This is a genomic window from Rhizobium anhuiense bv. trifolii, assembly GCF_024346605.1.
Classification (GTDB): Bacteria; Pseudomonadota; Alphaproteobacteria; order Rhizobiales; family Rhizobiaceae; genus Rhizobium; species Rhizobium anhuiense.
This window is the reverse complement of sequence record NZ_CP098801.1, coordinates 1,069,213-1,094,650: the sequence shown is the minus strand read 5'-3', so window position 1 is coordinate 1,094,650 and position 25,438 is coordinate 1,069,213. Positions and strand designations below refer to the sequence as shown.

The 25,438-nt window shown below is 60.7% G+C and carries 24 protein-coding genes and 1 pseudogene; 17 read left to right on the top strand and 8 right to left on the bottom strand.

The genetic code is table 11. The annotated features are described in order from the left end of the window. Positions 1 to 228: 228 nt before the first annotated feature. Complete coding sequence (locus NE851_RS05250; protein WP_063476216.1) at positions 229 to 1,137, bottom strand: flagellin N-terminal helical domain-containing protein; 909 nt, start codon at positions 1,135 to 1,137, stop codon at positions 229 to 231. A 381-nt stretch (positions 1,138 to 1,518) separates the two neighbouring features. On the opposite strand from NE851_RS05250, the gene NE851_RS05245 reads away from it, so the two are divergent. The 6 genes from NE851_RS05245 (at position 1,519) to NE851_RS05220 (ending at position 8,954) form a co-directional block, all read left to right on the top strand. Then, positions 1,519 to 3,210, top strand: a complete 1,692-nt coding sequence (locus tag NE851_RS05245) for an ABC transporter substrate-binding protein (protein ID WP_063476215.1) — start codon at positions 1,519 to 1,521, stop codon at positions 3,208 to 3,210. 19 nt (positions 3,211 to 3,229) lie between these two features. Beyond that, on the top strand, positions 3,230 to 4,210 hold the full coding sequence (locus tag NE851_RS05240; protein ID WP_097594710.1) for an ABC transporter permease: 981 nt from the start codon (positions 3,230 to 3,232) through the stop codon (positions 4,208 to 4,210). Beyond that, the gene (locus NE851_RS05235; RefSeq protein WP_063476213.1) at positions 4,210 to 5,112 is read left to right on the top strand and encodes an ABC transporter permease; all 903 of its coding nucleotides are present in this window, start codon (positions 4,210 to 4,212) and stop codon (positions 5,110 to 5,112) included. Before NE851_RS05240 ends, NE851_RS05235 begins: the two co-directional genes overlap by 1 nt. Beyond that, entirely contained in the window at positions 5,109 to 5,924 is an 816-nt protein-coding gene (locus tag NE851_RS05230; protein WP_097594711.1) for an ABC transporter ATP-binding protein, read from the top strand. The genes NE851_RS05235 and NE851_RS05230 overlap by 4 nt, the downstream gene beginning before the upstream one ends. After that, positions 5,921 to 6,865 carry an ABC transporter ATP-binding protein gene (locus NE851_RS05225; protein WP_097594712.1) on the top strand — a complete coding sequence of 315 codons (945 nt, stop codon included), beginning with the start codon at positions 5,921 to 5,923 and terminating at the stop codon, positions 6,863 to 6,865. Before NE851_RS05230 ends, NE851_RS05225 begins: the two co-directional genes overlap by 4 nt. Before the next feature lie 67 nt (positions 6,866 to 6,932). Next, positions 6,933 to 8,954 (top strand): beta-N-acetylhexosaminidase, encoded by a 2,022-nt coding sequence (locus NE851_RS05220; protein ID WP_097594713.1) that lies wholly within the window; start codon positions 6,933 to 6,935, stop codon positions 8,952 to 8,954. Positions 8,955 to 9,039: 85 nt separating this feature from the next. On the opposite strand, the gene NE851_RS05215 is transcribed toward NE851_RS05220, so the two are convergent. Continuing rightward, positions 9,040 to 9,516 (bottom strand): winged helix-turn-helix transcriptional regulator, encoded by a 477-nt coding sequence (locus tag NE851_RS05215; protein WP_063476209.1) that lies wholly within the window; start codon positions 9,514 to 9,516, stop codon positions 9,040 to 9,042. A 90-nt stretch (positions 9,517 to 9,606) separates the two neighbouring features. On the opposite strand from NE851_RS05215, the gene NE851_RS05210 reads away from it, so the two are divergent. Both NE851_RS05210 and NE851_RS05205 read left to right on the top strand, forming a co-directional pair. Then, complete coding sequence (locus tag NE851_RS05210; protein ID WP_097594714.1) at positions 9,607 to 10,422, top strand: oxidoreductase; 816 nt, start codon at positions 9,607 to 9,609, stop codon at positions 10,420 to 10,422. Positions 10,423 to 10,474: 52 nt separating this feature from the next. Beyond that, positions 10,475 to 11,476: an NADP-dependent oxidoreductase gene (locus NE851_RS05205; protein WP_254955495.1), complete on the top strand. Its 1,002-nt coding sequence runs from the start codon at positions 10,475 to 10,477 to the stop codon at positions 11,474 to 11,476. Between the two features lie 80 nt (positions 11,477 to 11,556). On the opposite strand, the gene NE851_RS05200 is transcribed toward NE851_RS05205, so the two are convergent. Further along, the gene (locus NE851_RS05200; RefSeq protein WP_483434034.1) at positions 11,557 to 12,417 is read right to left on the bottom strand and encodes a helix-turn-helix domain-containing protein; all 861 of its coding nucleotides are present in this window, start codon (positions 12,415 to 12,417) and stop codon (positions 11,557 to 11,559) included. A gap of 154 nt (positions 12,418 to 12,571) precedes the next feature. Here NE851_RS05200 and NE851_RS05195 point away from each other — a divergent pair, with 154 nt between their 5' ends. The 6 genes and pseudogenes from NE851_RS05195 (at position 12,572) to NE851_RS05175 (ending at position 17,174) form a co-directional block, all read left to right on the top strand. Next, a complete protein-coding gene (locus NE851_RS05195) occupies positions 12,572 to 13,507 on the top strand; it encodes a DMT family transporter (protein ID WP_097594716.1) in 936 nt (311 codons plus the stop codon). 37 nt (positions 13,508 to 13,544) lie between these two features. Further along, positions 13,545 to 13,664 (top strand): annotated as a pseudogene (locus NE851_RS05190) (GntR family transcriptional regulator); the annotation flags it as partial. Beyond that, positions 13,645 to 13,821 (top strand): FCD domain-containing protein, encoded by a 177-nt coding sequence (locus tag NE851_RS35270; RefSeq protein ID WP_143541118.1) that lies wholly within the window; start codon positions 13,645 to 13,647, stop codon positions 13,819 to 13,821. The pseudogene NE851_RS05190 and the gene NE851_RS35270, both read left to right, overlap by 20 nt. A 118-nt stretch (positions 13,822 to 13,939) precedes the next feature. Continuing rightward, positions 13,940 to 14,860 (top strand): hypothetical protein, encoded by a 921-nt coding sequence (locus NE851_RS05185; RefSeq protein WP_143541117.1) that lies wholly within the window; start codon positions 13,940 to 13,942, stop codon positions 14,858 to 14,860. Continuing rightward, positions 14,861 to 15,310 (top strand): hypothetical protein, encoded by a 450-nt coding sequence (locus tag NE851_RS05180; protein WP_097594718.1) that lies wholly within the window; start codon positions 14,861 to 14,863, stop codon positions 15,308 to 15,310. Between the two features lie 127 nt (positions 15,311 to 15,437). Next, complete coding sequence (locus NE851_RS05175; protein ID WP_097594719.1) at positions 15,438 to 17,174, top strand: amidohydrolase family protein; 1,737 nt, start codon at positions 15,438 to 15,440, stop codon at positions 17,172 to 17,174. Positions 17,175 to 17,507: 333 nt separating this feature from the next. Here the strand turns inward: NE851_RS05175 and NE851_RS05170 are convergent, their stop codons facing one another. From NE851_RS05170 to NE851_RS05150, 5 genes are all read right to left on the bottom strand, one after another. Beyond that, a complete protein-coding gene (locus NE851_RS05170; RefSeq protein ID WP_097594720.1) occupies positions 17,508 to 18,710 on the bottom strand; it encodes an ROK family transcriptional regulator in 1,203 nt (400 codons plus the stop codon). An 84-nt stretch (positions 18,711 to 18,794) separates the two neighbouring features. Next, positions 18,795 to 19,994: an MFS transporter gene (locus NE851_RS05165; RefSeq protein ID WP_097594721.1), complete on the bottom strand. Its 1,200-nt coding sequence runs from the start codon at positions 19,992 to 19,994 to the stop codon at positions 18,795 to 18,797. A 163-nt stretch (positions 19,995 to 20,157) separates the two neighbouring features. After that, on the bottom strand, positions 20,158 to 20,934 hold the full coding sequence (locus NE851_RS05160) for an SDR family oxidoreductase (RefSeq protein ID WP_047613294.1): 777 nt from the start codon (positions 20,932 to 20,934) through the stop codon (positions 20,158 to 20,160). A gap of 25 nt (positions 20,935 to 20,959) precedes the next feature. Continuing rightward, complete coding sequence (locus tag NE851_RS05155) at positions 20,960 to 21,823, bottom strand: MurR/RpiR family transcriptional regulator (protein WP_047613292.1); 864 nt, start codon at positions 21,821 to 21,823, stop codon at positions 20,960 to 20,962. Positions 21,824 to 21,844: 21 nt separating this feature from the next. Further along, on the bottom strand, positions 21,845 to 22,234 hold the full coding sequence (locus NE851_RS05150; RefSeq protein WP_012555064.1) for a RidA family protein: 390 nt from the start codon (positions 22,232 to 22,234) through the stop codon (positions 21,845 to 21,847). A gap of 111 nt (positions 22,235 to 22,345) precedes the next feature. Here NE851_RS05150 and NE851_RS05145 point away from each other — a divergent pair, with 111 nt between their 5' ends. The 3 genes from NE851_RS05145 to NE851_RS05135 are packed head-to-tail and all read left to right on the top strand — an operon-like array spanning position 22,346 to position 25,435. Then, a complete protein-coding gene (locus NE851_RS05145) occupies positions 22,346 to 22,828 on the top strand; it encodes a hypothetical protein (protein WP_047613290.1) in 483 nt (160 codons plus the stop codon). A gap of 30 nt (positions 22,829 to 22,858) precedes the next feature. Beyond that, the gene (locus NE851_RS05140; RefSeq protein ID WP_097594722.1) at positions 22,859 to 24,334 is read left to right on the top strand and encodes a M81 family metallopeptidase; all 1,476 of its coding nucleotides are present in this window, start codon (positions 22,859 to 22,861) and stop codon (positions 24,332 to 24,334) included. After that, positions 24,335 to 25,435 carry a D-TA family PLP-dependent enzyme gene (locus NE851_RS05135; RefSeq protein ID WP_097594723.1) on the top strand — a complete coding sequence of 367 codons (1,101 nt, stop codon included), beginning with the start codon at positions 24,335 to 24,337 and terminating at the stop codon, positions 25,433 to 25,435. Positions 25,436 to 25,438 lie beyond the last annotated feature (3 nt).

The following is a 25,438-nucleotide window of genomic DNA, read 5'->3' as shown; positions in this document are numbered from 1 at the left end:
ATCGCGTTTACGATCGAGACGACCGACGGCATGGTTCAAGCAAAGAAATGGACCGCGATTCCGCCGATCGCGACACCATAGTTCGGATGAGGACGGAAGCGATAGAGCCTGCCCACACAAATACGTCACCAACGCAATCGAGCCTGACCGGGAGGGCCAGGCTCGATCTTCGATCGGCGAATGCGGTCCGGGCGTTTTATGCGCTCGGCTCCTTTGCGGCCAGGACGATTAGCCGCGGAAGAGCGACAGGATGTTCTGCGACGACGAATTCGCGATCGACAGCGACTGGATCGCCAGCTGCTGTTGTGTTTGCAAGGCGGAGAGTTTGCTCGACTCCTCCTCCATATCGGCATCGACCAGCCGGCCCACGCCCGAGTCGATCGAATCGGAAAGCGCACCGACGAAGTCTTCCTGCAAGTCGATGCGCGTCGAGATCGAACCCAGTTGCGCACCGGCAGAGGTCATTGCCGATAGCGCGGATTCGATGGTCGACAGGGCCGACTGGATCTGACCGGTGGTGAAGTTCGTGATATCGAGCGAATAGACGGAATTGCCATATGCATCAGCCGTTCCGAGAATACCCGTGGAGGTTTCGATCGACCCGCCGCTCATGCCGAACAACACATTGCCCACGGAGCTGGTATCCAGGGTGTATTCCGTCATCTTAACGGAAACGGCGCCGGAACCGTCGCGAACGAAGGAGGATACGACACTTTTCGTGCCATCCGCGCCCGCAACCCAGTTCTCGCCCGAGAACGACGCCGACTGGGCAATGCTCGCCAGCTGTTCCTGCAGCTGGCTGATTTCTTCCTGGACCTTGGACTTGTCGACACCGTCCTCGGTTGCTGCGACGAGCTTGGATTTGATCTCGTCGACGACGTCAATCGCATTGTCCATGGCCGTATAAGCCGTATCGACCTTTGCTGCGCCGAGGCCGAGCGCGTCGGACACGGCGGAGAGCGCCTTGTTGTCGGACCGCATCGTGGTTGCGATCGACCAGTAAGCGGCGTTGTCGGATGCGGTGTCGACCCGGTAACCGGTGGAAACGCTGTTCTGTGTCGTTTCGAGATTGGAGTTGATGCTGCGCAGCGTCTGAAGGGCAGACATCGCTGAATTGTTCGTATTGATGCTCGTCATGGGAAATTCGCCTGCTTCGGAGGTTGAATGTGTTGCATCCCGGGGAACATCCCGGCCGTGGCGAGCAGCCTCATGCTTATCGATCCGTGTTTCCGATCAATTCGCCACCGTTGGGTTAATTATCGTACTTAAAAGTACCTTAATGGTTAACGCGGCGCGCATGGCCCGATATTTTTCTCGAAACGGGACGTGAAACCTCGGAAGACCCTGATCCGCCGGCCATCTCACGGGCGAATCCTGCATTGATTTCTGCCGAAGAGCTGAGCCGAAAGGTCGCTGCAGAAATTTGAGATCGGCAATTGACGGGTCGGCGGGAAACTGACTATCAATATTAAATCAATTTGATTGACTACAAAAATAAAGCACAAGGGGAACATTGGAATGAGATCGAGCAAGAGGGCAATCCGCAATATTTCCGTGCGTGCCGGCTGGGCGGCGGCAACCGCCCTGACGGCACTCGTCGTTTTTGGGGCAGGTGGTGCAGCCGCTGAATCGGTGCTGACGATGCACATCGAAGAGCAGACCAGCTGGGTGCAGAACTTCAATCCCTTTGACCTCGCCGGCCGCCGGCAGAGCACGATGGATTTCATCTACGAGCCCCTGGTCATCTTCAATGCCGAGGATGGCGGCAAGCCGGTGTTTCGCCTGGCGACTGATTATAAATTCTCCGAGGATATGAAATCGGTGACCTATACGCTGCGGTCAGGCGTGAAGTGGTCAGACGGCCAACCGCTGACGTCGGCCGACGTGAAATACACGATCGATCTGATGCTGAAGAACGCCGCCCTCGACACTGTCGGCGTCGGCGAGAGCGTTGCCTCCGTCGAAACGCCGTCGCCGACCGAGGTCAGGATCGATCTCAAGGCGGTGAATTCCGATTTCCCGGAATCGCTTGCGGATCTGGCCGTCGTTCCCGAGCATATCTGGAAGGACGTTTCCGATCCGGTCGCCTTCAAAAACGAGAAGCCTGTGGGCTCCGGCCCGATGACGGAGCTGCGCCGCTTCACGCCGCAGGTCTACGAGCAGTGCCGCAACCCGAATTACTGGGATGCTGCCTCGCTGCACGTCGACTGCCTCCGGCTGCCGCAGATTTCGGGCAACGACCAGATGCTTGCCATCCTGCCGGAAGGCAATATGGACTGGATCGGCTCCTTCATCCCGCAGATCGACAAGACCTTCGTCGCGCTCGATGCCGATCACAACGGCTATTGGCAGCCGCCGGCCGAAACCGTCGCCTTCCAGATGAACTTCAAGAGCGGCAATGAAGGCAACCTCGAGGCCTATAAGGACCTGAATTTCCGTCACGCCTTCAGCCTTGCCATGGACCGCGCATCGATGGTCGATATTGCCGGCTTCGGCTATCCCGTCGTCAACGAACATGCGACCGGCCTGCCGCCGCGCTTCGAGACCTGGCGCAACAAGGGCGCCGAAGGCGACAAGGACGCCTTCATGGGCTTCGATACCGAGAAGGCCAACAAGATCCTCGACGATGCCGGCTACAAGAAAGGCGCCGACGGTTTCCGCACGACGCCAGGCGGCAAGCCAATCGCCTTCCCGATCATCGTTCCGAACGGCTGGACGGACTGGATCGACGCGGTGCAGATCGCGGTCGAAGGGCTGCGCGCCGCCGGCATCAACGCGTCGGTTGCCACGCCGGAATACGAACAATGGCGCAAGCAGATCATCGACGGCAGCTTCGAGGTCGTCATGAACTCCCGCGCCGACGGCGCAACCCCGTTCCGCGGCTATTATCAGAGCCTGTCGACCGCCTATGGCGGGCGCATCACCGGCGCGCCCTCGCGCTATTCGAACCCGAAGCTGGACGCCCTTTTCGATCAATATCTGAAGGCAACGTCGGAGGATGATCACAAGAAGATCTTCAACGACATCCAGCTGCTGATTGCCGACGACTTCCCCGTCGTGCCGGTGTTCAACGGGCCGACCTGGTATCAGTTCTCCAGCAAACGCTTCACCGGCTGGGTCACCGACAAGGATCCCGTCATGAATCCGGAGGATCATGACAATAACCGCATGCGCCTGATGCATTTGCTGCGCCTCAAGCCGGTCAGCTGAGCCTCGCGAAGGAGCGGAAATGCGCGTTTCGAGCCGGCGCCTCGGCGTCTATGTGGTCGCCCTGGCGTTCGCGATCGTCATGAACTTCATCCTTCCCCGGCTCATGCCGGGGAGTCCGGTCGATGCCATGGTCGCCCAGCTCGGCCCGCGGGCGACACCCGCGGCCGTTGAGGCGATCAAGGCGCGCTTCGGCGCGGTCGACCAGCCGATGCTCTGGCAGTTCGTCGATTACGTGAAGGGGCTTGCGACCTTCGATCTCGGCGTCTCGGTCAAATATTATCCCCAGACCGTCGTCCAGGTCCTTGGCCGCTCGACGCTCTGGACGGTCTTTCTCGTGACGACCGCGGTCATCTTTTCGCTCTGCGTCGGTGTCGTGCTTGGCGCGATCTCGGCCTGGCGCCGCGGCGGGCGCTTCGACACGATCGTCTCGCCGCTCTCCGTGATCATGATTTCGGTGCCGCCTGTCATCGTGGCGCTGACGACGCTGTTCGTCTTCGCGGTCTCGCTGCGCTGGTTTCCTGTCGGCTATGCCTATGATCCGAACCTCGATCCTGCCTTCGATTTCACCTTCGTCGGCAGCGTCTTCGCCCATGCGATCCTGCCGGTGCTGACGCTGTCACCGTTCCTGATCGGCGAATTCCAGACGACGATGCGCTCGTCGATGATCTCGGTGCTCGGCGAGGATTATGTGACTATGGGGCGTGCCAAGGGCCTCAGCCACCTCACGGTCATGTTCGGTTACGGCGCGCGCAATGCCATGCTTCCGGTGCTGACCAACCTGGCGCTGATGCTCGGCGCCGTCTTCGGCGGCTCGATCGTTACCGAGATCGTCTTCAACTATCCCGGCTTGGGACTGACGCTCTATACTGCGAGCATCGCCCGCGATTACCCGGTCATCCAGGGACAGCTACTGCTGATGACGCTCGCGACGCTCGGCGCCAATTTCCTCGTCGACCTCATTTATGGGCTCGTCGATCCCAGATTGCGGGAGGCCGTATAATGGGCTTCGGACTCCGGCCTATTCTCAGGCAGAAGAAGGCGCTGGCCGGCCTCGTCATCATTGTTGCCCTGTGGCTGATGGCGCTGTTTGCGCCGATCGTCGCGCCCGGCGAGCCGGGAGCGCGTGTCGGGCGGTCGCACCAACCGCCATCGATCGAACATGTCATGGGCACCACGAAGATGGGGCGGGACGTCTATCGCCAGTTCGTCTGGGGCGCCCGCAGTTCTCTCTCCGTCGGCTTTGCCACGGGGATTGCCATCACCGTTCTCGGCACGGCCATCGGCCTCGTCGCCGGTTATGCCGGCGGCAGGACCGATGCGGTGCTCGACCTTGCGACCAACGCCGTGCTTGTCGTGCCGAACATGCCGCTCTTAATCCTGCTCGCCTCCTTCGCCGGCACGGTGGGGCCGATGACGATCATGGCGATCATCGCGCTGACCTCCTGGCCCTGGGGCGCCCGCATGACGCGCTCGCAGACGATGGCGCTTCGCAACCGTGATTTCGTCACGGCCTCCAAGATGATCGGAGAGCCGGCCTGGCGCATCATCTTCGTGGAAATCCTGCCGAACCTGACGACGCTGATCGGCATCAACCTCGTCGGCAGCATCATCTACGCCATCGTTGCCCAGACGACGCTCGAATATCTCGGCTTTGGCGATCCCTTGAAGGTCTCCTGGGGCACGATGCTCTACAATGCCCAGAATTCCTCGGCGATCATGGTCGGCGCATGGTGGGACATCGGCGTGCCGGCAGCAGGCATCGCACTGACGGGGCTTGGCCTTGCGCTTTTGAATTTCACCTTCGACGAGATCGCCAATCCGCAGCTGCGCTCCGGCCCGGCGCTGACACGTTGGTTCCGCCTCACCCGCGCCCGCAACCGGGAACTGGAGCTTGGCCGATGAGCGACAATCTGCTGGAAATCGACAAGCTCAATGTCGACTACCTCGTCGACAAGGGAGAGTTTCGCGCCGTCAAGGACGTCTCCTTCACTATCGGCCGCGGCGAGATCTTCGGGCTGGCCGGTGAATCCGGCTGCGGCAAGAGCACGATCGCCTATGCCATCACCCGTCTTTCCAAGGCGCCGGCCTGGATCAGCGGCGGCAGCATCCGGCTCACCGGACAGGATCTCCTGAGGCTGCCGGAACGCGAGCTGCAGCGTATCCGCTGGAAGCGCATCGGCATGGTCTTTCAGAGCGCGATGAATTCGCTCAATCCACTGATGCGGGTCGAGGCGCAGTTCCACGACGTTCTCTACCGGCACACCGGTTGTTCGCGCGAGGAATCAAGAGCTCGGGCCGAGGAGATGTTCCGCCTTGTCGGCATTCCCACCCATCGCATCGGCGATTACCCGCACCAGTTCTCCGGCGGCATGCGTCAGCGCATCGTCATTGCGATCTGCCTGGCGCTGAGGCCCGAACTCATCATCATGGACGAGCCGACGACCGCGCTCGACGTCGTCGTGCAGCGGGAGATCCTCGAGCAGGTCGTCGATCTGCAGCGGAGCTATGGTTTCTCGGTGCTCTTCATCACCCATGACCTGCATCTGATGGCGCAGCTCTGCCAGCGCATCGGCGTCATGCTGAAGGGCGAACTCGTTGAAGTGGGCGACGTGCGGCAGGTCGCCCAGGCGCCGCTGCACGCCTATACCCGCAAGCTCTGGAATGCCATTCCACAGCTTCCGGGCAATCCGCATCTCTCGGGGGTCCTGGCATGAAAGCGGAGACTGATGCTGTTGTCACGGATGCCGTGATCCGGCTCGAAGACATCAAGCGCAATTTCGGCCCGGTCCAGGCGCTGAAAAGTGTGTCCTTCTCGCTCTTTCCCGGCCGGGCATTGGCGCTGGTCGGCGAATCCGGCTGCGGCAAGACGACCTGCGCCCGCATCATCGCGCGTCTGGACAAGCCGACCGGCGGCAGGCTGTTTTTCCGCGGACAGGATCTGACCGCCCGCGGCGAGGCCAAGGATGAGCATCGCTACCGCCGAGAGGTGCAGATGGTCTTCCAGGATCCGTTCTCGTCGCTCAACCCGGCCTTCACCGTCAGCCATCATCTGGCGCGGCCGCTGCAATTGCACCGGCAGAACGGCGCGAGGGCGGATCTTGCCGAAGAGATTGCCAGCCTGCTGGCAAGCGTGGGGCTGGAACCCGATTTGACCCGGCAAAAATTCCCGCATGAGCTTTCGGGCGGGCAGCGGCAGCGCGTCAACATCGCCCGCGCGTTGGCGGTCGCGCCGAGCGTGTTGGTCGCCGATGAGCCGACCTCGATGCTCGATGTCTCCATCCGCAAGGACATTCTCGATCTGCTCGCCACAGTGAAGCGTGAAAACGACTTGGCCATGCTCTATATCACCCACGACATCGCGACGGCCGCACATGTGGCCGAGGAGATCGTCGTGATGTTCGCCGGTCAAATGGTCGAATGGGGCGATACCGATGCCGTCCTCTCCGATCCCCGCCATCCCTATACGCGGTTGCTGCTTTCAGCCGTTCCGGATGGCAGCCGGCCGTTCGTGACGGGCGGAAGCGCGCGTTTCCTCGAACAGGCGGAAAAGGTGCGCTCGCTCAGCCGTCCTGAGTCCACCGTCGTCGAGCAGGTCGGCCCCAATCATTTCATGCGCGCGCTTGGCGACTCGAATGCCGGAATGCTCGAGAGCTGATTTTCAAAAGGCCAATTCTCAAAAGGCCAATTCTCAAAAGGCCAATCCTCAAAAGGAAAGAGTGACCATGTCCACATCACGACCGAAAGCCCTGCGGCTTGAAACCCTTTGGAACCCGCCTGCCGACGGCAAGGAGTTTTCCTACGTCCTGCGCCTCAAGAACCTCGGCACCGAGCCGCTTTCGAATTTCTCGCTTTGCGTCAGCGGCCCGGGTCGTGTCGATCCGGCAGGTCGTGTCGAAGGCGCCACGGTTTCGCAGCGGCTCTCGAATTTCACCGAATTCCAGCCGCCGGCCAATTTCGTTCTCGGCGCCGGCGAGACGTGGACGATCTCGGTCTATGCGCTGAGCTGGCAGTTCCGCCACTGGACGGACGGCGCGACGAGCGGCTATCTCGCGCTTTCCGACGGCAGCACGATCGTGCTCACCATAGAGCCGACGCGATCTTCGGTCAGCAACGCGCCGCTGAAGCGTGGCGCCGAGATCTATCCGGTTCCCGTCAACGCGCCGGTTCAGGTGTCAATCATCCCCTGGCCGAACCATGTGGCCGTCACTGCCCGCCGGCCGCTGCCGGCCGGTTTTGCGCCGCAGGCGCAAAGCGCTGAAGGGGAGGCGGCAGCACGCAGCTTCGCAGCGCTGGTCGAGCATCTCTTCGCCGTTGAAGGCATCGTGCGGCGCGAGGCGGAAGGCGCGGTTCCGGTTGTCCTGAAGGAGGCCACCGGGTTCGGACCAGAGGCTTACCGGCTGAGTTTCGAAGGTGAGACGATCACCATCGAGGCAAGCCGCCAGAGCGGCTTCTTCTACGGTCTCGTCACGCTCGGCCAGATCTGGCGCGGCGCAAGGCTGCATCCCCAAGTCTTCCAGTTTCCGGCCGCAGGCGAGATCGTCGACGAACCGTCGATGGGCTGGCGCGGGCTGCATCTCGATGTCGCCCGCCAGTTCTACGGTGCTGCCGAGGTCAAGAAGCTCGTGGCGGTGCTGGCCTGGAACAAGCTCAACCGCTTCCACTGGCACCTTTCCGACGACGAAGCCTGGCGCGTCGAGATCGACGCCTATCCCGCCCTGACCGCGGTCGGCGCCTGGCGCGGCCATGGCCTGGCCGTTCCGCCGCTGCTCGGTTCGAGCCCTGCCCGCACCGGCGGTTATTACACCAAGGCTGCGATCCGCGAGATCGTCGCCCAGGCTAAGAGCTTCGGCGTCGAGATCGTGCCGGAGATCGATGTCCCCGGCCATTGCTACGCCATGCTACAGGCGATACCGGAGCTGCGCGACCCGGCCGAGGTCGGCAGCTACTATTCGGTTCAGGGCTTTCCCGACAATTGCATCAACCCGGCCCGCGAGAAGACCTACGAGATCATCGAGACGATCCTCTCGGAACTCATCGAGCTCTTTCCGTTCAAGACCATCCATCTCGGCGCCGACGAAGTTCCGCTCGGCGCGTGGTCCGGCTCGCCGGAAGCGCTCGAGCGCCTGCGCACCGTGGCGGGCGACGAGGTGGCCGATGCGCATGCCAAGCGGCTGAACGTCGTGACCAATACCCATGGCGCCGACGACATCCACGGCTCGGGCGCCGCCATCCTGCAGGCGGAGTTCCTGAATCGTGTCCAGCGCTTCCTTGCGAGCAAGGGCTGCATCACCGGCGGCTGGGAAGAGGCCGCCCACGGCGATGTCATCGACAAATCGAAGAGCTATCTCTGCAGCTGGCGCAACGTCGAGGTCTCGGCCGAACTTGCCGAACGCGGCTATCAAATGGTGGTCTGCCCCGGGCAGGTCTATTACCTCGACATGGCGCTCGGGCCCGATTGGGACGAGCCCGGCGCCAGCTGGGCGGGGACTTCGGATGCGGAAAAGCTCTACAATTTCGACCCCATCGGCGGCTGGACGACAGCACAGAAACAGAAGCTCCTCGGCATCCAGGCCTGCATCTGGTCCGAGCCGATGACGGATCGCGCCGTTTTCGACCGCCTCGTCTTCCCCCGCCTTTCCGCCCTTGCTGAAACGGGCTGGACGAAGCCGTCATCCAAGTCGTGGGAGCGTTTCAGGGCGCTAGCAGGACTGATGCCGCTGCTCTACGGGCTGCAGCAGTCGTAGCGCCCGGATCGGCCACGGGTTTTGATTTGCCGACCACCCTTGCCATCGCCGGAGGCGGTGATGGCGGGGGATACTGACATTGCTTTCAAAGGGAATTGTCCGGTGCCGCTTCATCTGCCGCGGGCGGCTGACATTCGGCTGCGGCGATACGAATCGGACGTGTTCCAATCGGCGCGCCGGTCGCGCGGTCGATGGTGACGGGATCGATCTCGGTTCCGGTCTCGGCGTCGAAGAAGCGGGTGACGTCACCGCCGCCGCGATGCTTGCGGCCCCAGGCACCGATCGCAAACAGCACCGGCAGAAAGTCGCGGCCAGCCTCCGTCAGCACATATTCATCGCGCGGCGGGCGCTCGGAATAGCGGTGTTTTTCCAAGAGCCCTTCCTCGGTCAACGATGACAGCCGCCCCGTCAGCATCGTCGGGACGATGCCGAGGCTTTTGCGAAATTCATCGAAGCGGGTCAGCCCGGCATGGGCGTCGCGCATGATCAGCATGCTCCACGCATCGCCGACGAGCGCCAGGCTGCGGGCGATCAGACAGGGTTGATTCGAAAGATTCTTCATGTCGATATCTTTTTAGTAGTGACTTGCTATCAATTTGATAGTAACAGGTTGCGCATAGATGTTCCATGACAAAAACGAAGGCAGACATTGATGAGCAAGAGAGAACGCGGCGTTGCCCTGGTCACCGGGGCTTCCTCCGGCATCGGGCTGGTGACGGCGAAAGCGCTGCGGCACGACGGTTACCGTGTGTTCGGCACCAGCCGGAAGCCGATGTCTGATACCGCCGATGGCATCACCATGCTGGTCTGCGACGTCATCGACGATCAATCCGTGCAGGGCGTCGTCGACGAGGTTCTGAAACGCACGGGACGGATCGATCTGCTCGTCAACAATGCCGGGATCGGCCTGCTCGGCGGTGCCGAGGAGTCGACGACGGCGCAGGCCAAAGCCGTCTTCGACGTCAACGTCTTCGGCACGATGCGCATGACCAATGCAGTGCTGCCGGTGATGCGGCGGCAGCGTAGCGGCCGGATCATCAACCTGAGCTCGATCCTCGGGCTGATCCCGGCGCCCTTCAACGCGCTCTACGCAGCAACCAAACACGCGATCGAAGGCTATTCGGAATCCCTCGACCATGAGGTGCGAACGCAGGGCATCCGCGTCGTGCTCGTCGAACCGGGCGTCACTCGCACCTCTTTCGAGGAGAACATCACCCGGCCGGACAAGCCGCTTGCCGTCTACGATGCGGTGCGCGCCGATGCAGAGAAGCTGATGCGCGAGATCGTCTCGAAGGGCGATGCGCCCGAGGTGGTCGCCGCAACCGTCGTCCGGGCTGCCAATGCGCCATCGCCCAAGAGACGTTACACGGCCGGGAAAGCAGCAGGACAGGTGCGTTTCATCCGCCGCTTCCTGCCCGAGTCCTTCGTCGACAAGAGCCTGCGGAAATTCAACAAACTTCCCGATTGATCCTGGCTTGCTGCGCATTGTCGGCTCATCACAAACACGAAAGTTCGCCTTCATGAAAGCATTCCTGATCGATCGCTACAAGAAAGGCGGCGCCCTCAGGCTCGGCCAGAGCCCTGAACCGCAGCTGCGCGAGAATGACGTCATGGTCGAGATCCATGCCGCTAGCGTGAACCCGCTGGATGCCAAGATCCGGGACGGAGAGTTCAAGCTGATCCTGCCTTACCGGCTTCCGTTGGTACTCGGCAATGATGTCGCTGGTGTCGTGGTCCGGGTGGGCGCCAATGTCCGGCAATTCAAGCCCGGCGACGAGGTCTATGCGCGCCCCGGCAAGGATCGCATCGGCACCTTCGCCGAGTATATCGCCATCGACGCTGCCGATATCGCCCCGAAGCCCGCCAATCTCAGCATGGAAGAGGCCGCATCCATTCCGCTTGTGGCGTTGACCGCATGGCAGGCGCTGGTCGAGCGCGCCAAGCTGCAGAAGGGGCAGCGGGTGCTGATCCATGCGGGCTCGGGCGGCGTCGGCACCATCGCGATCCAGCTTGCCAAACATCTCGGCGCCCATGTGGCGACGACCGTGAGCACGGCAAATATCGATCTGGTGAAAAGCCTCGGCGCCGATTTCGTGGTCGATTACAAGAAGGACGACTTCGAAAAGGTGCTGAAGGGTTATGACGTCGTGCTGAACAGCCTCGGCAAGGATACGCTGGAGAAATCGCTCGCCGTCCTCAAGCCGGGCGGCAAGCTGATCTCGATATCAGGTCCCCCCGATCCCGACTTCGCCAGGGAAAACGGCTTCGGCTGGCTGCTGCAGCAGGTCATGCGCTTCTTGAGCTTCGGCATCAGGCGGAAATCGAAACGCCTGGGGATAGGCTATTCCTTCCTCTTCATGACGGCAAACGGCGCGCAACTCGGCAAGATCACCGCGCTGATCGAGGCGGGCGCCATCCGCCCCGTCATCGACCGGGCCTTCCCGTTCGAGAAGACCAACCAGGCGCTGGACTATGGGGAAACGGGACGCGCGAAGGGTAAGGTCGTCATCGCGGTGAAGTGAGGTCTTTAGCCGAGGGGCTTTTGCAGGACGTCAAGCGCGGATTGGCTGCGGAAAAGACAAGTGCGGTCGAGCGAAGGACTTCACTGTCGTTGCCGGTAGGCAGAGGGTGTGACGCCTGTGCCCAACTTGAATGCCCGTGTCATGTGGCTCTGGCTGCTGAAACCGCAGGCCGAAGCGATCTGCGCGATCGGGTCCATGCCGCACAACATCGATTTGGCGCGCTCGACACGCCGATGGGCCACCCAGCCATGCGGGGACACACCATAGCTTGCCCGGAACATCCGCTGAAAATGAAAGGCGCTGAGCTGCCCGATCGTCGCCAGATCCTGTAGGCGGATCGTCTCACTGAGATGGGCCTCGATATACTCGAGAATACGGCGTCGCACATGTGGAGCGAGCCCGCCGCTGATCGCGCAGGGACGCATCCCGCCAAAACGCGGATCAACGAAAAGATCGTTGATCGTCTGCGTCATTGCTTCTTCAGCCAACAGATGACCGCCCGCCAAAATCGCTTTCGTCATCTGCCGCAGCGTGTGCGCCAAGGCGGGTGCCTCTGCGAAGGTCACTTCGGGAAGAGCCATGAGCCGCGCATCGCGGTCAAACGTCTCGGAAAACATCCGGCGCATTTGATCGTCGGGAACATACAGATGCACGAATTCGAAGAAGTCGGTGATTTCCCATTCGGACGAGTGCCCCTGTGGCATGATGCACAGGACCCCTGGACGGCCGCGCACGGGGCTGCCGTCCAGACGACGCGTTCCGGCGCCGCCTCTGAGATAAAGACTGAACGTATGACCGTTCGGCCGCTCATAGCTCATCCTGTCGTGTGCATTGTTCCAGATGGCCGCTGATCGCCCGAAACCCAAATCGATGGATTGTGACATCCGCGCATTGGGAGATGCGGACAAAAACCTGAAAACCGAGAGACGGCTATCTTTCACCAATACTTCCCCATGCCTGGCCACGCCTTGCGAACAATACTGGTCGACGACCCGCATGGCGAGCAGGAAGTCCGGGCAAATCGATTTCATAGCAAGAATGTGCAAGAGCCCTGCGCGCGGTTCGCCTATTGGTCGCGAAAACGAGGATCACTCCATGGCAAATGCCGCTCTCTTCATCGCGACCGTCCTCATATGGGGGACGACCTGGATCGCCATTGCGATGCAGGTCGGTCCCGTGCCGGTCCTGGTCTCGGTCTTTTACAGATTTGCAGTCGCAGCAGTGATACTCGTCGCCATCCTGGCTGTCATGCGGCGGCTCAAGCTCCCTGCCTTGCGCGATCAACCTTTCATCCTTGCGCAAGCGCTCTGCCTGTTCAGCCTCAATTTCATCTGTTTCTACAGCGCCGCCGCCTCCATCCCGTCCGGGCTGATCTCCGTGATCTTTTCGCTCGCAACGATCTACAACGCCGTCAATGCGCGCCTGTTCTTCGGCGACCGCATTACGGGCCGCACGCTTCTCGCAGCGGCGCTCGGAGCAACCGGGCTCCTCCTGCTTTTCGGCGAGGAGGTTGTCGTCGATTTCGATACGGGCACGTTGAAAGGGATCGGGCTCGCAGCGCTTGGCACGCTGTTCTTCTCGCTGGGCAATATGGCATCGCGTCGAAACAGCGCGGTCGGAATCTCACCGCTGACCGCCAATGCATGGGGCATGGCCTATGGCGCGATCATCCTCCTCTTCCTGATTGCCGTGACGCAAACGCCGATCGTGGCGCCGCCCAACATCACTTATATTGCCGCCCTGTTCTATCTCGCGGCAATCGGATCGGTGATCGGTTTCACCACCTACCTGATGCTGGTGTCCCGCATCGGTTCCTCACGCGCTGCCTATGCCACCGTCCTGTTCCCGATCGTTGCCCTGTCATTGTCGACGGTCTTTGAAGGCTACCACTGGAGCGGTCTGGGCCTGATCGGCCTGGCGCTGACGCTTCTCGGGAACGTGGTCATCTTTGCGCGACCTCTCGCCCGTCGCCAGCCCCAGTCAGATGTGAGTTTGTCGGCGCGAGGCTCTATGACGAGTCCGGAGAGATGAGCCAAGCATGTCGCTGAAGTCAGACTAGGCAACCAATTTGGGCACCGCGCCGACGGTATCGGATATCGTTCTCAAGTTCATCCGCGACTTCATCATGGACGGCACGCTCGACGAGGGCGAGCCGATCCGCCAGGACGATGTCGCGCGGATGTTCAACCGAACATCGGCAAATTCTCGATTTGTGCCGGAAGCGCGACGCGGAACGCGCGGCCAAGCTCGTTGATGAGCACATCGTGGGTGCATGCGAGTCGCTGAAGACGCATCTGCCGAAGGGCGCTGCGTGCCCACCTGATGCTGTTCCTGGAAGAATCTAGGAGTGGCCCGCGGCGGCTTGCGGAAGATCCAATTGCGCGGCGCTCCATGCGCAGGGAAATTATTTCAGTTGATTTTCTCGTATAACGTGTTTTCTTAACAAGAAATTAAGAGGAACCAATGCGAAGTTTATCAGCAATTCTCATTTTATGTATTCTTGCGGGATGCAGCAGTTTACCGGACGCCGATAATATTACTGGCTTTGGGTCGGCGGTTGAGCAAAGTAGCCAATCTTTGGAAACTATCGCAGCTGAGAACATTCGCGTTGCACTCCTTTCCGATCAGGAAAAGGAGGCGGTTAAATACATCAGGGGTGCGCCTGATTACAACGTCATATCGAGGCCGGTCTATCGCATAGCGGAGAGCGAATTCGCGTTTCGTCGAACCCAGCTCAGAGCACTTGCCAGTTATGGTGCAGCGCTCAAGCAGGCGGCCGATCCAAAGAAATTGCAAGAGATCGAAGCTGCATCGTCGAAGCTGGCTGCCGCGGTTGGTGGGTTTGTTGGAACCTTCGCGCCGGCGGCGACAGTTGCCACGCCGATCATCAACGCGGCGGGAAAGGGTGCGAGCATGGCGATTTCCAATCGCTATGCCCATCGAATAAATACGCTCATCGTCGAGACAGATCCCTACGTGCAGGCCGCGGTCAGAAATCTCAAGAGCGATTTCAAGACAATCAACACGAACTCTCGCCGGCGGCTAGACGCTTACCAGAAGAACAGTTGGGCCGCACTCTCCGAGGTACGTTCGAAACAGGTTGAGACCAAGTCTCCTGACGGCCAGGTGACTGCGGCGCTCCAATCAAGAGATCCCGATCACCTCGCTCCGCTCTACAGCCAGTTTATTGACGCCAACCAAAGAATTGTCGAAGCAACGGTTGCCGTGGAGGCTGCGGAGAAGGCCGAAGAAGCTCTCGATAAGATCGCGGCCGCGCATTCCGCTTTGAAAGAGAACACCGCAACGTCCGCTCCCTCGATCGAGGACCTGCTTTCGTTTTCAGACAATCTAACAGCGCTCGTTTCGGCGGCAAAGGGGAAGTAAATGTCCGACAAACCTGCGAAATGGCTGGTACGGAGTATCGCACAGAAAAAGGCGCTTAAGAAAAGCGGGATCTGGCGCAAGCAAGCGCGATCAAAAATCTCCGCTCTGGTCGCCGATGTGACCCCGGAAATAATGAACGCCGATGCTCTGCTGGGAGTAGACGCGGAGTGGGATGCACTCGATATCCTGTTTGACCAAAGCACCGACGAGCTTGCAAAGCGAAAAATGGTTGAAAGGATCAATATCCTGGAGCGGGAGCACACGATTCTCTCTGAAAAAAAACTTCACCAAGCCTGGGACCTGTATAAACAGTCGGCTCAGATCGGCAAAGCCGCCGAGCAACTCCGTGAAGCCGCGGCCGAGATCGAGGAGAGCGCCAAGACCATCACGAAGCTCGCATCGCTTCTAGGCGCGATCACCAAGTTTGTCGGTGCTCTCAAGCAGACCTGAGCAGCCAAGTCATTGTGGTTGGCCACAGCGGCGAACCTAATCCTAGCCTGCATATACCCACAAATATTAATGAGAATTTCGGCTGGCGCCACGCTCTGATTGCCGATGATTGCTGGGGGCACATGACATGGATAGAAGAGAGTTCCTACGGTTCGGTGCCGTCGCCGCAACCGGAATCGTGACTGGATGCGGTCGGGATGGGTTGCCGCTTCCTCCGCCAACCGGTGGGGTGAAGAGCGAGCTTATTGATGCCCATTGTCATTTGTTCAATGGCGCCGACCTTCCGATGGTACGCTTTGTTTCGCAGGTCGTACTGAAGGCCTATCCGGAGCAGTCTCGGCCGCGCATTACCGACGTTGAGAATCCGTCCCTCCTTGATCATTTTGTGGAGCTCTTCCTCCGCGTTGCCGGTAGCGGATCAGCGCCGACGGCTCGACAGGAAATCGACTATCTCGACGGGAAGACGCCCGGAACGAACTTCCCTCGTTCTGAGGACGCGGCCAAGGCGCGCGGCAGGCGGGCCACGGAGACCTATCTGAATGAACTCGTCCAGAGGGTCGGTGGTCCGGTCCTTATGGGTGCGGCGCCGGAGCAGCTGCGGCGGCAAAACATCGACCGCGCCTTCCTGACCGAACTAATGAAATCTTCACGCGTAGTCTTTCCCGCCGACACCATGCCGTCGCCCCGGCAAACCAGGCAGGTCTCCTTTGACCTGTTTTCGGGGCTTTCTAAGACCGCACGATATCTCAATTGGTTCAGCCTGTTCCGCCTTTATAGACATGTGCTTGCCGACATGCTTGACAGGGACACTCAGGCGCAAGGATTTAAGCCGGTATTGTTTACCCCGGCGATCATCGACTACGACCGCTGGCTCGGGGAAAATGTCGTTCGTTCGCCGCTTCAGGACCAGATGCAGGTGATGGACCGAGTGTCCCGCCGGAAAACCGGGCCCGCTGTTCATGGCTACTTCGGTTACGACCCGTTGCGCGAGGTCTATTTCCGGCGAGGAAAGAAGCCGGAAAACGCGCTTGGAATGGCACGCAAAGCTCTGCTCGATCACGGGTTCATCGGGATCAAGCTCTATCCCCCGATGGGCTTCCGGCCGCTGAAAAACGAGCGCCCCTATCATCAACGAAACCTTGATGACCTGAAGATATCAGAGGCGCAGCTGAGTGCCGAGTTGGATAGCGCATTGATTGCGATCTATGACCTTTGTGTCGAGCTCGACGCACCAATTCTGGCTCATGCAGCAGCGTCAAACGCATCAGGCAGCAACGAGTTTGCAAGGCGGGCCGACCCCTATTATTGGCTACCCGTTTTCGAGCGCTACAGGGAACGGAACCTTCGTGTCTGCCTAGCCCATTTCGGCGGGTTCGAAACCCTGTCGGCGGCCGCGACGTCAACGAGAATGCCCCAGGCGAGCTGGGAATGGGTATTGGGACCACAGTTCAAGGAACATCCGGACCAGCCGGTGTTTGCCGACCTTAGCTATTTCTCCGAGATAGTGAACGGAAAGTCCGATGCGAAGGATAGAATCGCGCCAGCGTTCAAGGAATTCGTCGAGACCTTCGATCCGCAGGTGAAGCACCTTGTGTTTGGAACGGACTGGATAATGCTCGGGCAAGAGCCCGGCTATAAGACCTACGTCAGTCAAGTCGATAGATTCCTGCGAGACGAGTGCAGGCTCGACGAAGAAGAACGACATCGTTTTTTCATTGGAAATGCATCTCGCTTTCTACCGCTATCGCCCGGCACGATCGGCCGTGATCGGTTACTATCGTTCTACAAGCGTCACAACCTCGACAGCAAAAGACTGCCATTGCCGCCGGCAGAAAACGCACTGGCGAGATGGTTGCGCACGTAGCGGCTTTCTCCAGCTGTTCGACCTGTCAGGCTATCTTGTGGGCTTTTTTGATCGCGACGAGGAATTCAAACGGCCGGCCGGGGCAGTGAATTCGCCACGAGCGATGGGACCATCGACGGGATAAACCACAGCCGGTTGCAGCTCCATATTCGTTCGTGACCTCCATATCGACACCCTGGCGGCGAAGGCGCGGAATTTTCACTAAAATTCTGGGACTACTAGCGGGTCGTCGGTTCGCATCCGTTCAAGGGCGTGCGAGTGGTTTCGTCAAAGGGAGGTGTTCTGCGAAATCGCCAGCGAAAAATTGCCTCGGATCTTTCCGCTAAACCGAATTCAGCCGAGCGGCTTTTGCAGGACGTCGAAGCGCGGATTGGTTTCGGAAAAAATCGGCAGGGCGGCGGCGCCGAGGATGGCCGTATCCTTGCCGGTCATGCCGATCATGACGCGTGGCGCGGTGCGCTTCTGGCTGGGATCGATCGGGGTGTACAGCGGCTCCAGCCGCTCTGCCAGCCGAAGCATCAGCGATGTCGATATGCTGCCGCCGAGCACGATGGTCTGCGGATCGAAGGCCAGTTCCAGAAAATCGACAGTCTGCCGCAGCGGCTGGACGGCCTGATCGAGCCAGGCATCGAGACCCTCACCGCCCCTGGCGATCAGTGCGTCGAGATCGTCAGGCGAAAGCTCCTCGGCATTGGCAATGCCCATGAATTCGTAGGCAACGGTCGGCGAGATGTAGCGATCCAGACAACCGCGCTTGCCGCAGCTGCAGAGCTTGCCATGCGGTTCGACGATGATATGCCCGATCTCGCCGGCATTGTTGCGGCTGCCCTTGTAGAGGTGGCCGTCGAGGAACATTCCCGCACCGATGCCGCCGCCGCCGGCGAGGAAGAGATAGACGAAGCTGCCCAAACCGCGGGCGACGCCGTGAAGACGCTCGCCGATCGCCGCTGCCGTCGCATCGTTCTCGACGAGCACCGGCACCTTCACCCGCTGTTCCAGCTCATGCCCGACAGGAAAGTCCTGCCAGCCGGGCAGGCTCTGCGGGCTGAGAGAGGTTGTGCCGCCATCGGCATAACGGCCGGGCAGGGCCATGCCGACGCCGAGCAGCCGGTTCCGGTCGAATGCGAAGGCCTGCTGAAGATCCTCGACGATTGTCTGGAGAGCCGGCATGGCCCTTTGCGGATCGGGGTGTTCGACATGGCGCTCGATGCGTGCGCAGACGGCGCCGGACAGATCCGTCAGAACGCCGCTTGCGCGCTGGCGGCCGAGTTCGAGGCCAATCGAATAGGCACCGCGTGGATTGATGGTGTAGGGGATGATCGGCTGGCCGCGCGCCAGCTTCTGCGCCTCGGACGGGACGAGAAGGTGCGATCTCTCCAGTTCCTCGACGATATTCGAGACGGTCTGGGCGGTCAGCGCCGTCATCCGGGCGATCGCCGCGCGCGACAAGGGGCCGTGCGTGCGGACAGCCTCGATCACCACACGCCGGTTGTGAGACTTGGCCTGCTCGAGATTCGTACCGGAGATCGCCTTCATGTCGCCTTCAAAGGAAATGGTGCGTCACCCTTGTCACAAGACGAACAGCGATGAAAGCTCCATTCTTCGCAACGTCTTATTTGCTCAACGGGCTCTGCGTCCTTGCAGGAAGCCGAGGAGCGCTATGCCGGATAATCCGGTGACGGCGCTCAGGATGGCGGTTCCCGAATAGCCTGTCATGAATGTGCCGGCGGCAAAGACCAGCGCGCCGATCCCGGCGCTGGCAAAGATGTTGACGGAGATCAGTGCGCTGCCGAGCCCCGGCCGGTCGGCGATGAGATCCTGCAGATAGGTGATCGGAAAGCTGATGATCGCGGCCGCTCCAATGCCTGCGAGCAAGGTGAGCCCATAGAGGTGCCACGGCTCAGAGGCAAAGCCGAGAAGGCTGAGGAATACGGCATAGATGACGGTGCCGGCGGCAAGCGCCGTCATCTGCCCGGTCTTCCGGGCAATCCGCGACCAGATGATGATGAAGACGACCTCCAGCAATGCGACGATGCCGACAAGAATGCCGACGTCGCTGAGCTTGCCATGCGCAGCACCGGTGGCGATCAACGGCAGAAGGGCGTCATTGAGATGCAGCGTGCTGGTAATCAGCGCCACCCCGCAAATATGCGCGGAGATGCGCGGCGAAACCACCTGGCGCAGCGCGCCGAGATAGCTGAGATGATGGACCGCGGCCATCTCCGTTGCCGACCGCTTGGGCAGGGCGAAGATGATGATCGCCTGGCAGAGCAGACATGAGATGGCGGCAAAGAGATAGGCCGGCAGCATGCTCGATGCGCCGGACAGCATGAGGCCTGTTATCCCCGGGATCAGCACCCAGGACAGCGAGATCATGGCGCGCACACCGGAGTTGGCCGTCACCATGTCGCTTCGGTTCATGCCGTGCATCGCCGCGCGTGCATTGGCAAACAGCAGCGAGTTCAGCGCCCCGTAAATCGGCAGCGGCAGCAAGCCGCTGATGACGAAGACGGCGGCTGTGGGAAAAGCGTAGACCATGCCGTAGCCGGCGATGCCGAACAGGCAGGCGCCGATCATCGTCGACCTGTACTCGCCCAGCCGATCGGCGAGATTGCCGAGCAGGATGCTGATGACGACGTTCACCGCCGCCGAGACGAAACTCAGGAAGGAATAGAGGCCGTCGCTCAAGCCCAATTCGCGGATACCGACGATCGAACGGTAGGGTGCAGTCATCGCCCCCGCCATCCCGAAGGTAAAAATGGCGATCATGCTGGCGCGGATCGCCGGATTGCGGAAGACATCGGGAAAAAGGCGGCTCATGCGGTCATCGATCCGAAGTAAGCCGGCTTCACAACCTGCTCCTCTCGTATTCCTCTAGAGCAATTCCAGGAAAAGTACGAAGCGGTTTTTCGTCCGGAATTGCGTAAAAACAAAAAGTTAGAGCGGTTCGGCGCTTCCATGAAAAGATGAACCGCTCTGGATTTCAATAATGTTCCGATTGCGAGAAGGTCCGCGCCAGTTCGGCTTGGCCGGCCGTGAGGCCGCAATCGACTGGCAGGCAGACGCCTGTGATCGCTGCGGCAAGAGGACCGGCAAGGAAGGCCACGGCATTGGCGACGTCTTTCGGATCGACGACGCGCTGCAGCGGATACCAGCGGCGAGCTTCCTCGAAAACGTTTGGATTGGCGCTTGCGCGTGCTTCCCAGGCCTGCGTCTTCACCGTGCCGGGTGCGACGGCATTGGAGCGGATGCCGAACTTGCCGTATTCCACGGCAACCAACCGGGTAAAATGCAGAAGGCCTGCCTTGGCGGCGCTATAGGCAGGGTGTCCGAAGACATGCAGGCCGTTGACCGAGGCGATGTTGACGACGGAGCCCTTCGAGGCCTTCAGCATCGGCTCGCATGCGCGGAAACATAAGAATGCCGCTTCGAGATTGAGCGCAACGTCCGCCCGCCAGATCTCCGGCGTCGTCTCGTGCAGGTTGGTGGCGCGGGCCGCACCGGCATTGTTGACGAGGGTCCGAACCACACCGATCTCCGCCGCACGCCTTGCCAATTCGGCAATGCTCGTCTCGTTGGTCACGTCGCATCCGACGGCCACGAAACGATTGCCCGGCCCGAGTTTTGACGCCACGGCAGCCGCAGCGGCAGCATCGATGTCGGCGAGCAGCACGACGTCGTGGTCATCGGCGAGCCGTGCGGCGATCGCCGCGCCGATATCGCCTGCAGCGCCGGTCACGATGGCTATCGACTGCGTCATTTCCTGTCGCTCCCGTTCATGAACCTCAATCTCCAAGCAATTGCCGGTCGTCGCCGTCGCGGTGAATGACCAGCTGCTGCTTGATGCGCCGAAGCGTGGTCGTCGCCTTTGGCTGAACGGCGTAGGCGACCAGGCTCGACAGAATATCGACCGTCGCGATGTAGGCGATGCGCGTGGAGGTCGGGCGATAGATATTGCTGCCTTCGGGAAGGTCGATCGGCACGACGATCTCGGCAGCCTTGGCAACCGGGCTTGCCGTCTGGGTCAGAGCGATCGTCTTCACCTTGGCCTGGCGGGCAAGCTCGAAGGCCCGCACCAGCTCCGTATTGCGTCCCGAGAAGGAGGAGCCGATCAACACGTCGCCGGGCCTTGCCGCGGCAGCCATCATCAGCTGCATGCTGTGGTCGGAACTTGCCGTGATGCGCAACCCGAGACGGAAGAGGCGATTCTGGAGTTCGTCCGCGATCATCGACGAATTGCCGCCCGAGCCGAAGGCGTAAATCATATCGGCCTTGGCGATATGCGAAACGGCGGCTTCGATCGCGGCGAGATCAAGCGACCGGTGCAGGAGAAACAACGCGTTCTGGGCCTTGGTGATGATATCCTGGGCCACATCGGCCGGGTCGGTGCTTTTCGATTCCGGTTTCAGATAACGCACGCCGATATGGGCGGTTCGGGCGAGCTGCACCTTGAAGTCGGAGAAACTTTCGCAACCCAGCCTACGGCAAAAACGGGTGACGGTCGGCGGCGATACCTCGGCCCGTTCCGCCAGCTCGATGATCGAGGCGTTCACGGCAAACTCGAAGTCGTTGACGATGATTTCCGCGATGCGGCTCTCGGAGGGGGAGAGCCGGCTCTTGTCTTCCTGCAATGTCGAAAAGATATCCAAACCCGTCCCCCCGATGGCGCGCTATCCATCCTTCTTCTTATAGGCCACGCAGTCGATCTCAACCTTGCAATCGACCATCATCGACGATTGCACACAGGCGCGTGCCGGCGGATGTTCGCCGAAATACTCCTGATAGATTTTATTGAAGGTCCAGAAGTCGCGCGGATCGTCGAGCCAGACGCCGACGCGCACGACGTCCTCGACGCCGTACCCGGCCTCATCGAGGATCGCCAGCACATTGGCGATCGTCTTGTGGGTCTGGGCAATGATGTTACCGTCGATGATTTCGCCATCTTCCATCGCAACCTGCCCGGAAACATACAGCCATCCGTCGGCTTCGACCGCACGTGCGAAAGGCAGCGCCTTGCCGCCGGCGCCGGTTTGAACAGTGCCATAGCGCTTGATGGGCATGCTGAAGTCCTTGCAAATTATTTTCTTGATAAGTTGACAAATGACCATAGAAAGCGGAATTTGACCAGTGAAAAACGCGATTTATGAAAAGAATTTCAATCCGGGGCAAACATGCGCGATCCTTTCCTAAATCCTTTCCCGTCCGACAGCGCCCGGTCTGCGATCTGGGAAATGCTCGTTCCGCGCGATATCGATGCCTTTCTGGCCGCCGACTGGTCGATGGTCGAGCATGACTTCGTCGAAGAGGGCTTCATCGGCATCGACGGTCAGAAGGCCGTCAGCCCCGACAAGTGGCGCCTCGCATTTCCGACGCTGTCGGCCTATCGCGAGGAATGGCTGAGGCAGGCCAGGGATTTCGCCGCACAGAGTTTCGCGGAAGATGCGCGCACGGCGATCTTCACCACGACGACGCTTGAGGATATCGAGATCGAAGGCGACATGGCGCTTGTCCGCAAGAAATTCGACGGCGGCATTTCCAAGCCTGACGGCACCCGCGATATCATGCAATGGCAGACGCTTTATTATTGCAGGCTTCACCAAGGACGCTGGAAAATCTCAGGTTTCACCGGCTACCTGCCGAACCCGATGGGTTGACGCGGGGACGACAACACGAAGGCCACTTTCTTGCGCATTTTCACCGCAGCACTGGCGACCGAGACCAACACCTTTTCCCCGATCTGCGTGGATCGCCGCGCATTCGAAGCCTCGCTTTATGCCCCGCCCGGCCAACATCCGGAAACGCCGACGCTCTGCACCGCGCCGATCACCGTCGGAAGGCGCGTCGCCCGAGAAAAAGGTTGGGAGCTGATCGAGGGAACCGCCACCTGGGCCGATCCCGCCGGTCTCGTCAACCGGGCGACCTACGAAGAATTGCGTGACGAAATCCTCGATCAACTCCGCGCGGCAATGCCGGTCGACGCTGTCGTCATGGGCCTGCATGGCGCCATGGTGGCCGCCGGATACGAGGACACGGAAGGCGATCTTCTCGCGCGCATGCGCGAGATGGTCGGGCCCGACGTGCTAATCTGCGCCGAACTCGATCCGCACAGCCATCTCACGGCAAAACGCGTCGCGGCACTCGATTTCGCCGTCTATTTCAAGGAATTTCCGCATACGGATTTCGTCGATCGCGCCGAGGATCTCTGGCGCATCGCCGTGGAAACACTGGAAGGCCGGGTCAAGCCTGATATGTCGGTATTCGACTGCAAGATGATCGACGTCTTCCCGACATCGCGCGAGCCGATGCGCTCCTTCGTCGACAAGATCATGCGGATCGAGAAGGATGATCCGGACATCCTGTCGATCTCGGTGATCCACGGTTTCATGGTGGGCGACGTTCCCGAAATGGGAACGAAGCTGCTTGTCGTCACCGACGACAAGCCGGAAACGGGCGCGGCTCTGGCGCGCGAACTCGGCCTGGAGCTGTTTTCCAAGCGCGGCACCTTCATGGTCCCGCAGATCGACGAGAAGGAAGCCGTGTCGCGGGCGATGGCCGCCACCGCATGGCCCGTCGTCATTGCCGACGTCTGGGACAATCCGGGCGGCGGCACGGCAGGGGATGCGACCGTCGTCCTCGGCGAACTCCTGGCCCGCGGCGTCACCAGCGCCGCGATCGGCACGATCTGGGATCCGGTCGCCGTGCAGATTTGTTTTGCGGCGGGCGAGGGGGCGGAGATTCCGCTGCGCTTCGGCGCCAAGTCGGCGCCCGGCACCGGCAACCCCATCGACGGCACCGTGAAGATCGTCAAGCTCTTGAAGAACGCCGAGATGCAGTTCGGCGAGAGCCTCGCGCCCTTCGGCGATGCCGCCCATATCGTGCTCGACGGCATCGACATCATCCTCAATTCCACCCGCGCCCAAAGCTTCGATCCGAGCCTTTTTTCGGTGATGGGCATCGATCCCACCAGGCAGAAGATCCTGGTGATCAAATCCACCAACCACTTCTTCGCGTCCTTCTCGAAGATCGCAGCGGAAATCCTTTACTGCTCCGCCGGAACGCCCTATCCCAATAATCCGGCAACGACGCCGTACCAGCGGGCACCGAAGACCATCTGGCCGATCGTCGCCGATCCACATGGGATAGAACGCGGAGCCGCCTAGATGCCTGACAACAGCTTCGCCGTCGTCGCCAAGGCAGGCGACAGGATCGCCGATCTCTCGACGCCGCGTCCCGTGATTGACGAAGACAGGCTGGCGGCAAACATCGCCCGCGTTCAATCCTATATGGATCAGCACGGGCTGAACTTCCGGCCGCATATCAAGACGCACAAGATCCCGGCCCTGGCCGTCGCGCAGACTGCCGCGGGCGCCAAGGGCATCAATTGCCAGAAGGTGACGGAAGCCGAAGTCTTCGCCGCGGCCGGCTTCGAGGACATCCTCATCACCTTCAATATCCTCGGACCGCAGAAAATCGAGCGGCTGGCCAGGCTGAACGACAGGATTTCGGCGCTCAAGGTCGTCGCCGACAGCGAAGTGACGGTCGATGGGCTGGCAGCACATTTCTCCGGCCACAAGCCGCTGAACGTACTGGTCGAATGCGATACCGGCGCTGGCCGCTGCGGCGTACAGACGCCGGGGGAGGCGGCCTCGCTCGCCAAGCGCATCGCCGCCGCCGACGGCCTGACCTTCGGCGGCATCGTGACCTATCCGAAGCCGCAATCGGCGGCCGCCGTGGAAGCCTTCATCGCTGAAACGCTGGCACAGCTGAAAGCCGAAGGCATTGCCTGCCCGATCGTCAGCAATGGCGGCACACCCAGCCTCTTCGAGGCCCATCTCGTCAAATCGGCCACCGAACACCGCGCCGGCACCTACATCTACAACGACCGCCAGATGGTGCGCATGGGCCATTGCACCGAGGACGATTGCGCCATGCATGTTCTGGTGACCGTGGTGTCACGCCCAAATGTCGACCGCGCCGTCATCGATGCCGGCTCAAAGGCGCTGACCTCGGATCTTCAGGGCTTCAGCGATTACGGCCTGATCGTCGGTTATCCCCAAGCGCGGATCAGCAGCCTCTCGGAAGAACACGGCGTCATCGACCTCGCGAATTGCACCGGCCCCCGGCCGCAGATCGGCGAGAAACTCTTCATCATCCCGAACCATACCTGCGTGGTATCAAACCTGTTCGATACGATGGTCTTCCATCGCAGCGGCATCGTCACCCGCGTCGAGGAAGTCGCGGCCCGCGGCCTCGTCTGGTAGGGG

Excerpts from the sequence above, each read along its gene's own strand:
- NE851_RS05250 (WP_063476216.1), bottom strand. The coding sequence starts at position 1,137 with ATGACGAGCATCAATACGAACAATTCAGCGATGTCTGCCCTTCAGACG.
- NE851_RS05245 (WP_063476215.1), top strand. The coding sequence starts at position 1,519 with ATGAGATCGAGCAAGAGGGCAATCCGCAATATTTCCGTGCGTGCCGGC.
- NE851_RS05240 (WP_097594710.1), top strand. The coding sequence starts at position 3,230 with ATGCGCGTTTCGAGCCGGCGCCTCGGCGTCTATGTGGTCGCCCTGGCG.
- NE851_RS05235 (WP_063476213.1), top strand. The coding sequence starts at position 4,210 with ATGGGCTTCGGACTCCGGCCTATTCTCAGGCAGAAGAAGGCGCTGGCC.
- NE851_RS05230 (WP_097594711.1), top strand. The coding sequence starts at position 5,109 with ATGAGCGACAATCTGCTGGAAATCGACAAGCTCAATGTCGACTACCTC.
- NE851_RS05225 (WP_097594712.1), top strand. The coding sequence starts at position 5,921 with ATGAAAGCGGAGACTGATGCTGTTGTCACGGATGCCGTGATCCGGCTC.
- NE851_RS05220 (WP_097594713.1), top strand. The coding sequence starts at position 6,933 with ATGTCCACATCACGACCGAAAGCCCTGCGGCTTGAAACCCTTTGGAAC.
- NE851_RS05215 (WP_063476209.1), bottom strand. The coding sequence starts at position 9,516 with ATGAAGAATCTTTCGAATCAACCCTGTCTGATCGCCCGCAGCCTGGCG.
- NE851_RS05210 (WP_097594714.1), top strand. The coding sequence starts at position 9,607 with ATGAGCAAGAGAGAACGCGGCGTTGCCCTGGTCACCGGGGCTTCCTCC.
- NE851_RS05205 (WP_254955495.1), top strand. The coding sequence starts at position 10,475 with ATGAAAGCATTCCTGATCGATCGCTACAAGAAAGGCGGCGCCCTCAGG.
- NE851_RS05195 (WP_097594716.1), top strand. The coding sequence starts at position 12,572 with ATGGCAAATGCCGCTCTCTTCATCGCGACCGTCCTCATATGGGGGACG.
- NE851_RS35270 (WP_143541118.1), top strand. The coding sequence starts at position 13,645 with ATGTCGCGCGGATGTTCAACCGAACATCGGCAAATTCTCGATTTGTGC.
- NE851_RS05185 (WP_143541117.1), top strand. The coding sequence starts at position 13,940 with ATGCGAAGTTTATCAGCAATTCTCATTTTATGTATTCTTGCGGGATGC.
- NE851_RS05180 (WP_097594718.1), top strand. The coding sequence starts at position 14,861 with ATGTCCGACAAACCTGCGAAATGGCTGGTACGGAGTATCGCACAGAAA.
- NE851_RS05175 (WP_097594719.1), top strand. The coding sequence starts at position 15,438 with ATGGATAGAAGAGAGTTCCTACGGTTCGGTGCCGTCGCCGCAACCGGA.
- NE851_RS05170 (WP_097594720.1), bottom strand. The coding sequence starts at position 18,710 with ATGAAGGCGATCTCCGGTACGAATCTCGAGCAGGCCAAGTCTCACAAC.
- NE851_RS05165 (WP_097594721.1), bottom strand. The coding sequence starts at position 19,994 with ATGAGCCGCCTTTTTCCCGATGTCTTCCGCAATCCGGCGATCCGCGCC.
- NE851_RS05160 (WP_047613294.1), bottom strand. The coding sequence starts at position 20,934 with ATGACGCAGTCGATAGCCATCGTGACCGGCGCTGCAGGCGATATCGGC.
- NE851_RS05150 (WP_012555064.1), bottom strand. The coding sequence starts at position 22,234 with ATGCCCATCAAGCGCTATGGCACTGTTCAAACCGGCGCCGGCGGCAAG.
- NE851_RS05145 (WP_047613290.1), top strand. The coding sequence starts at position 22,346 with ATGCGCGATCCTTTCCTAAATCCTTTCCCGTCCGACAGCGCCCGGTCT.
- NE851_RS05135 (WP_097594723.1), top strand. The coding sequence starts at position 24,335 with ATGCCTGACAACAGCTTCGCCGTCGTCGCCAAGGCAGGCGACAGGATC.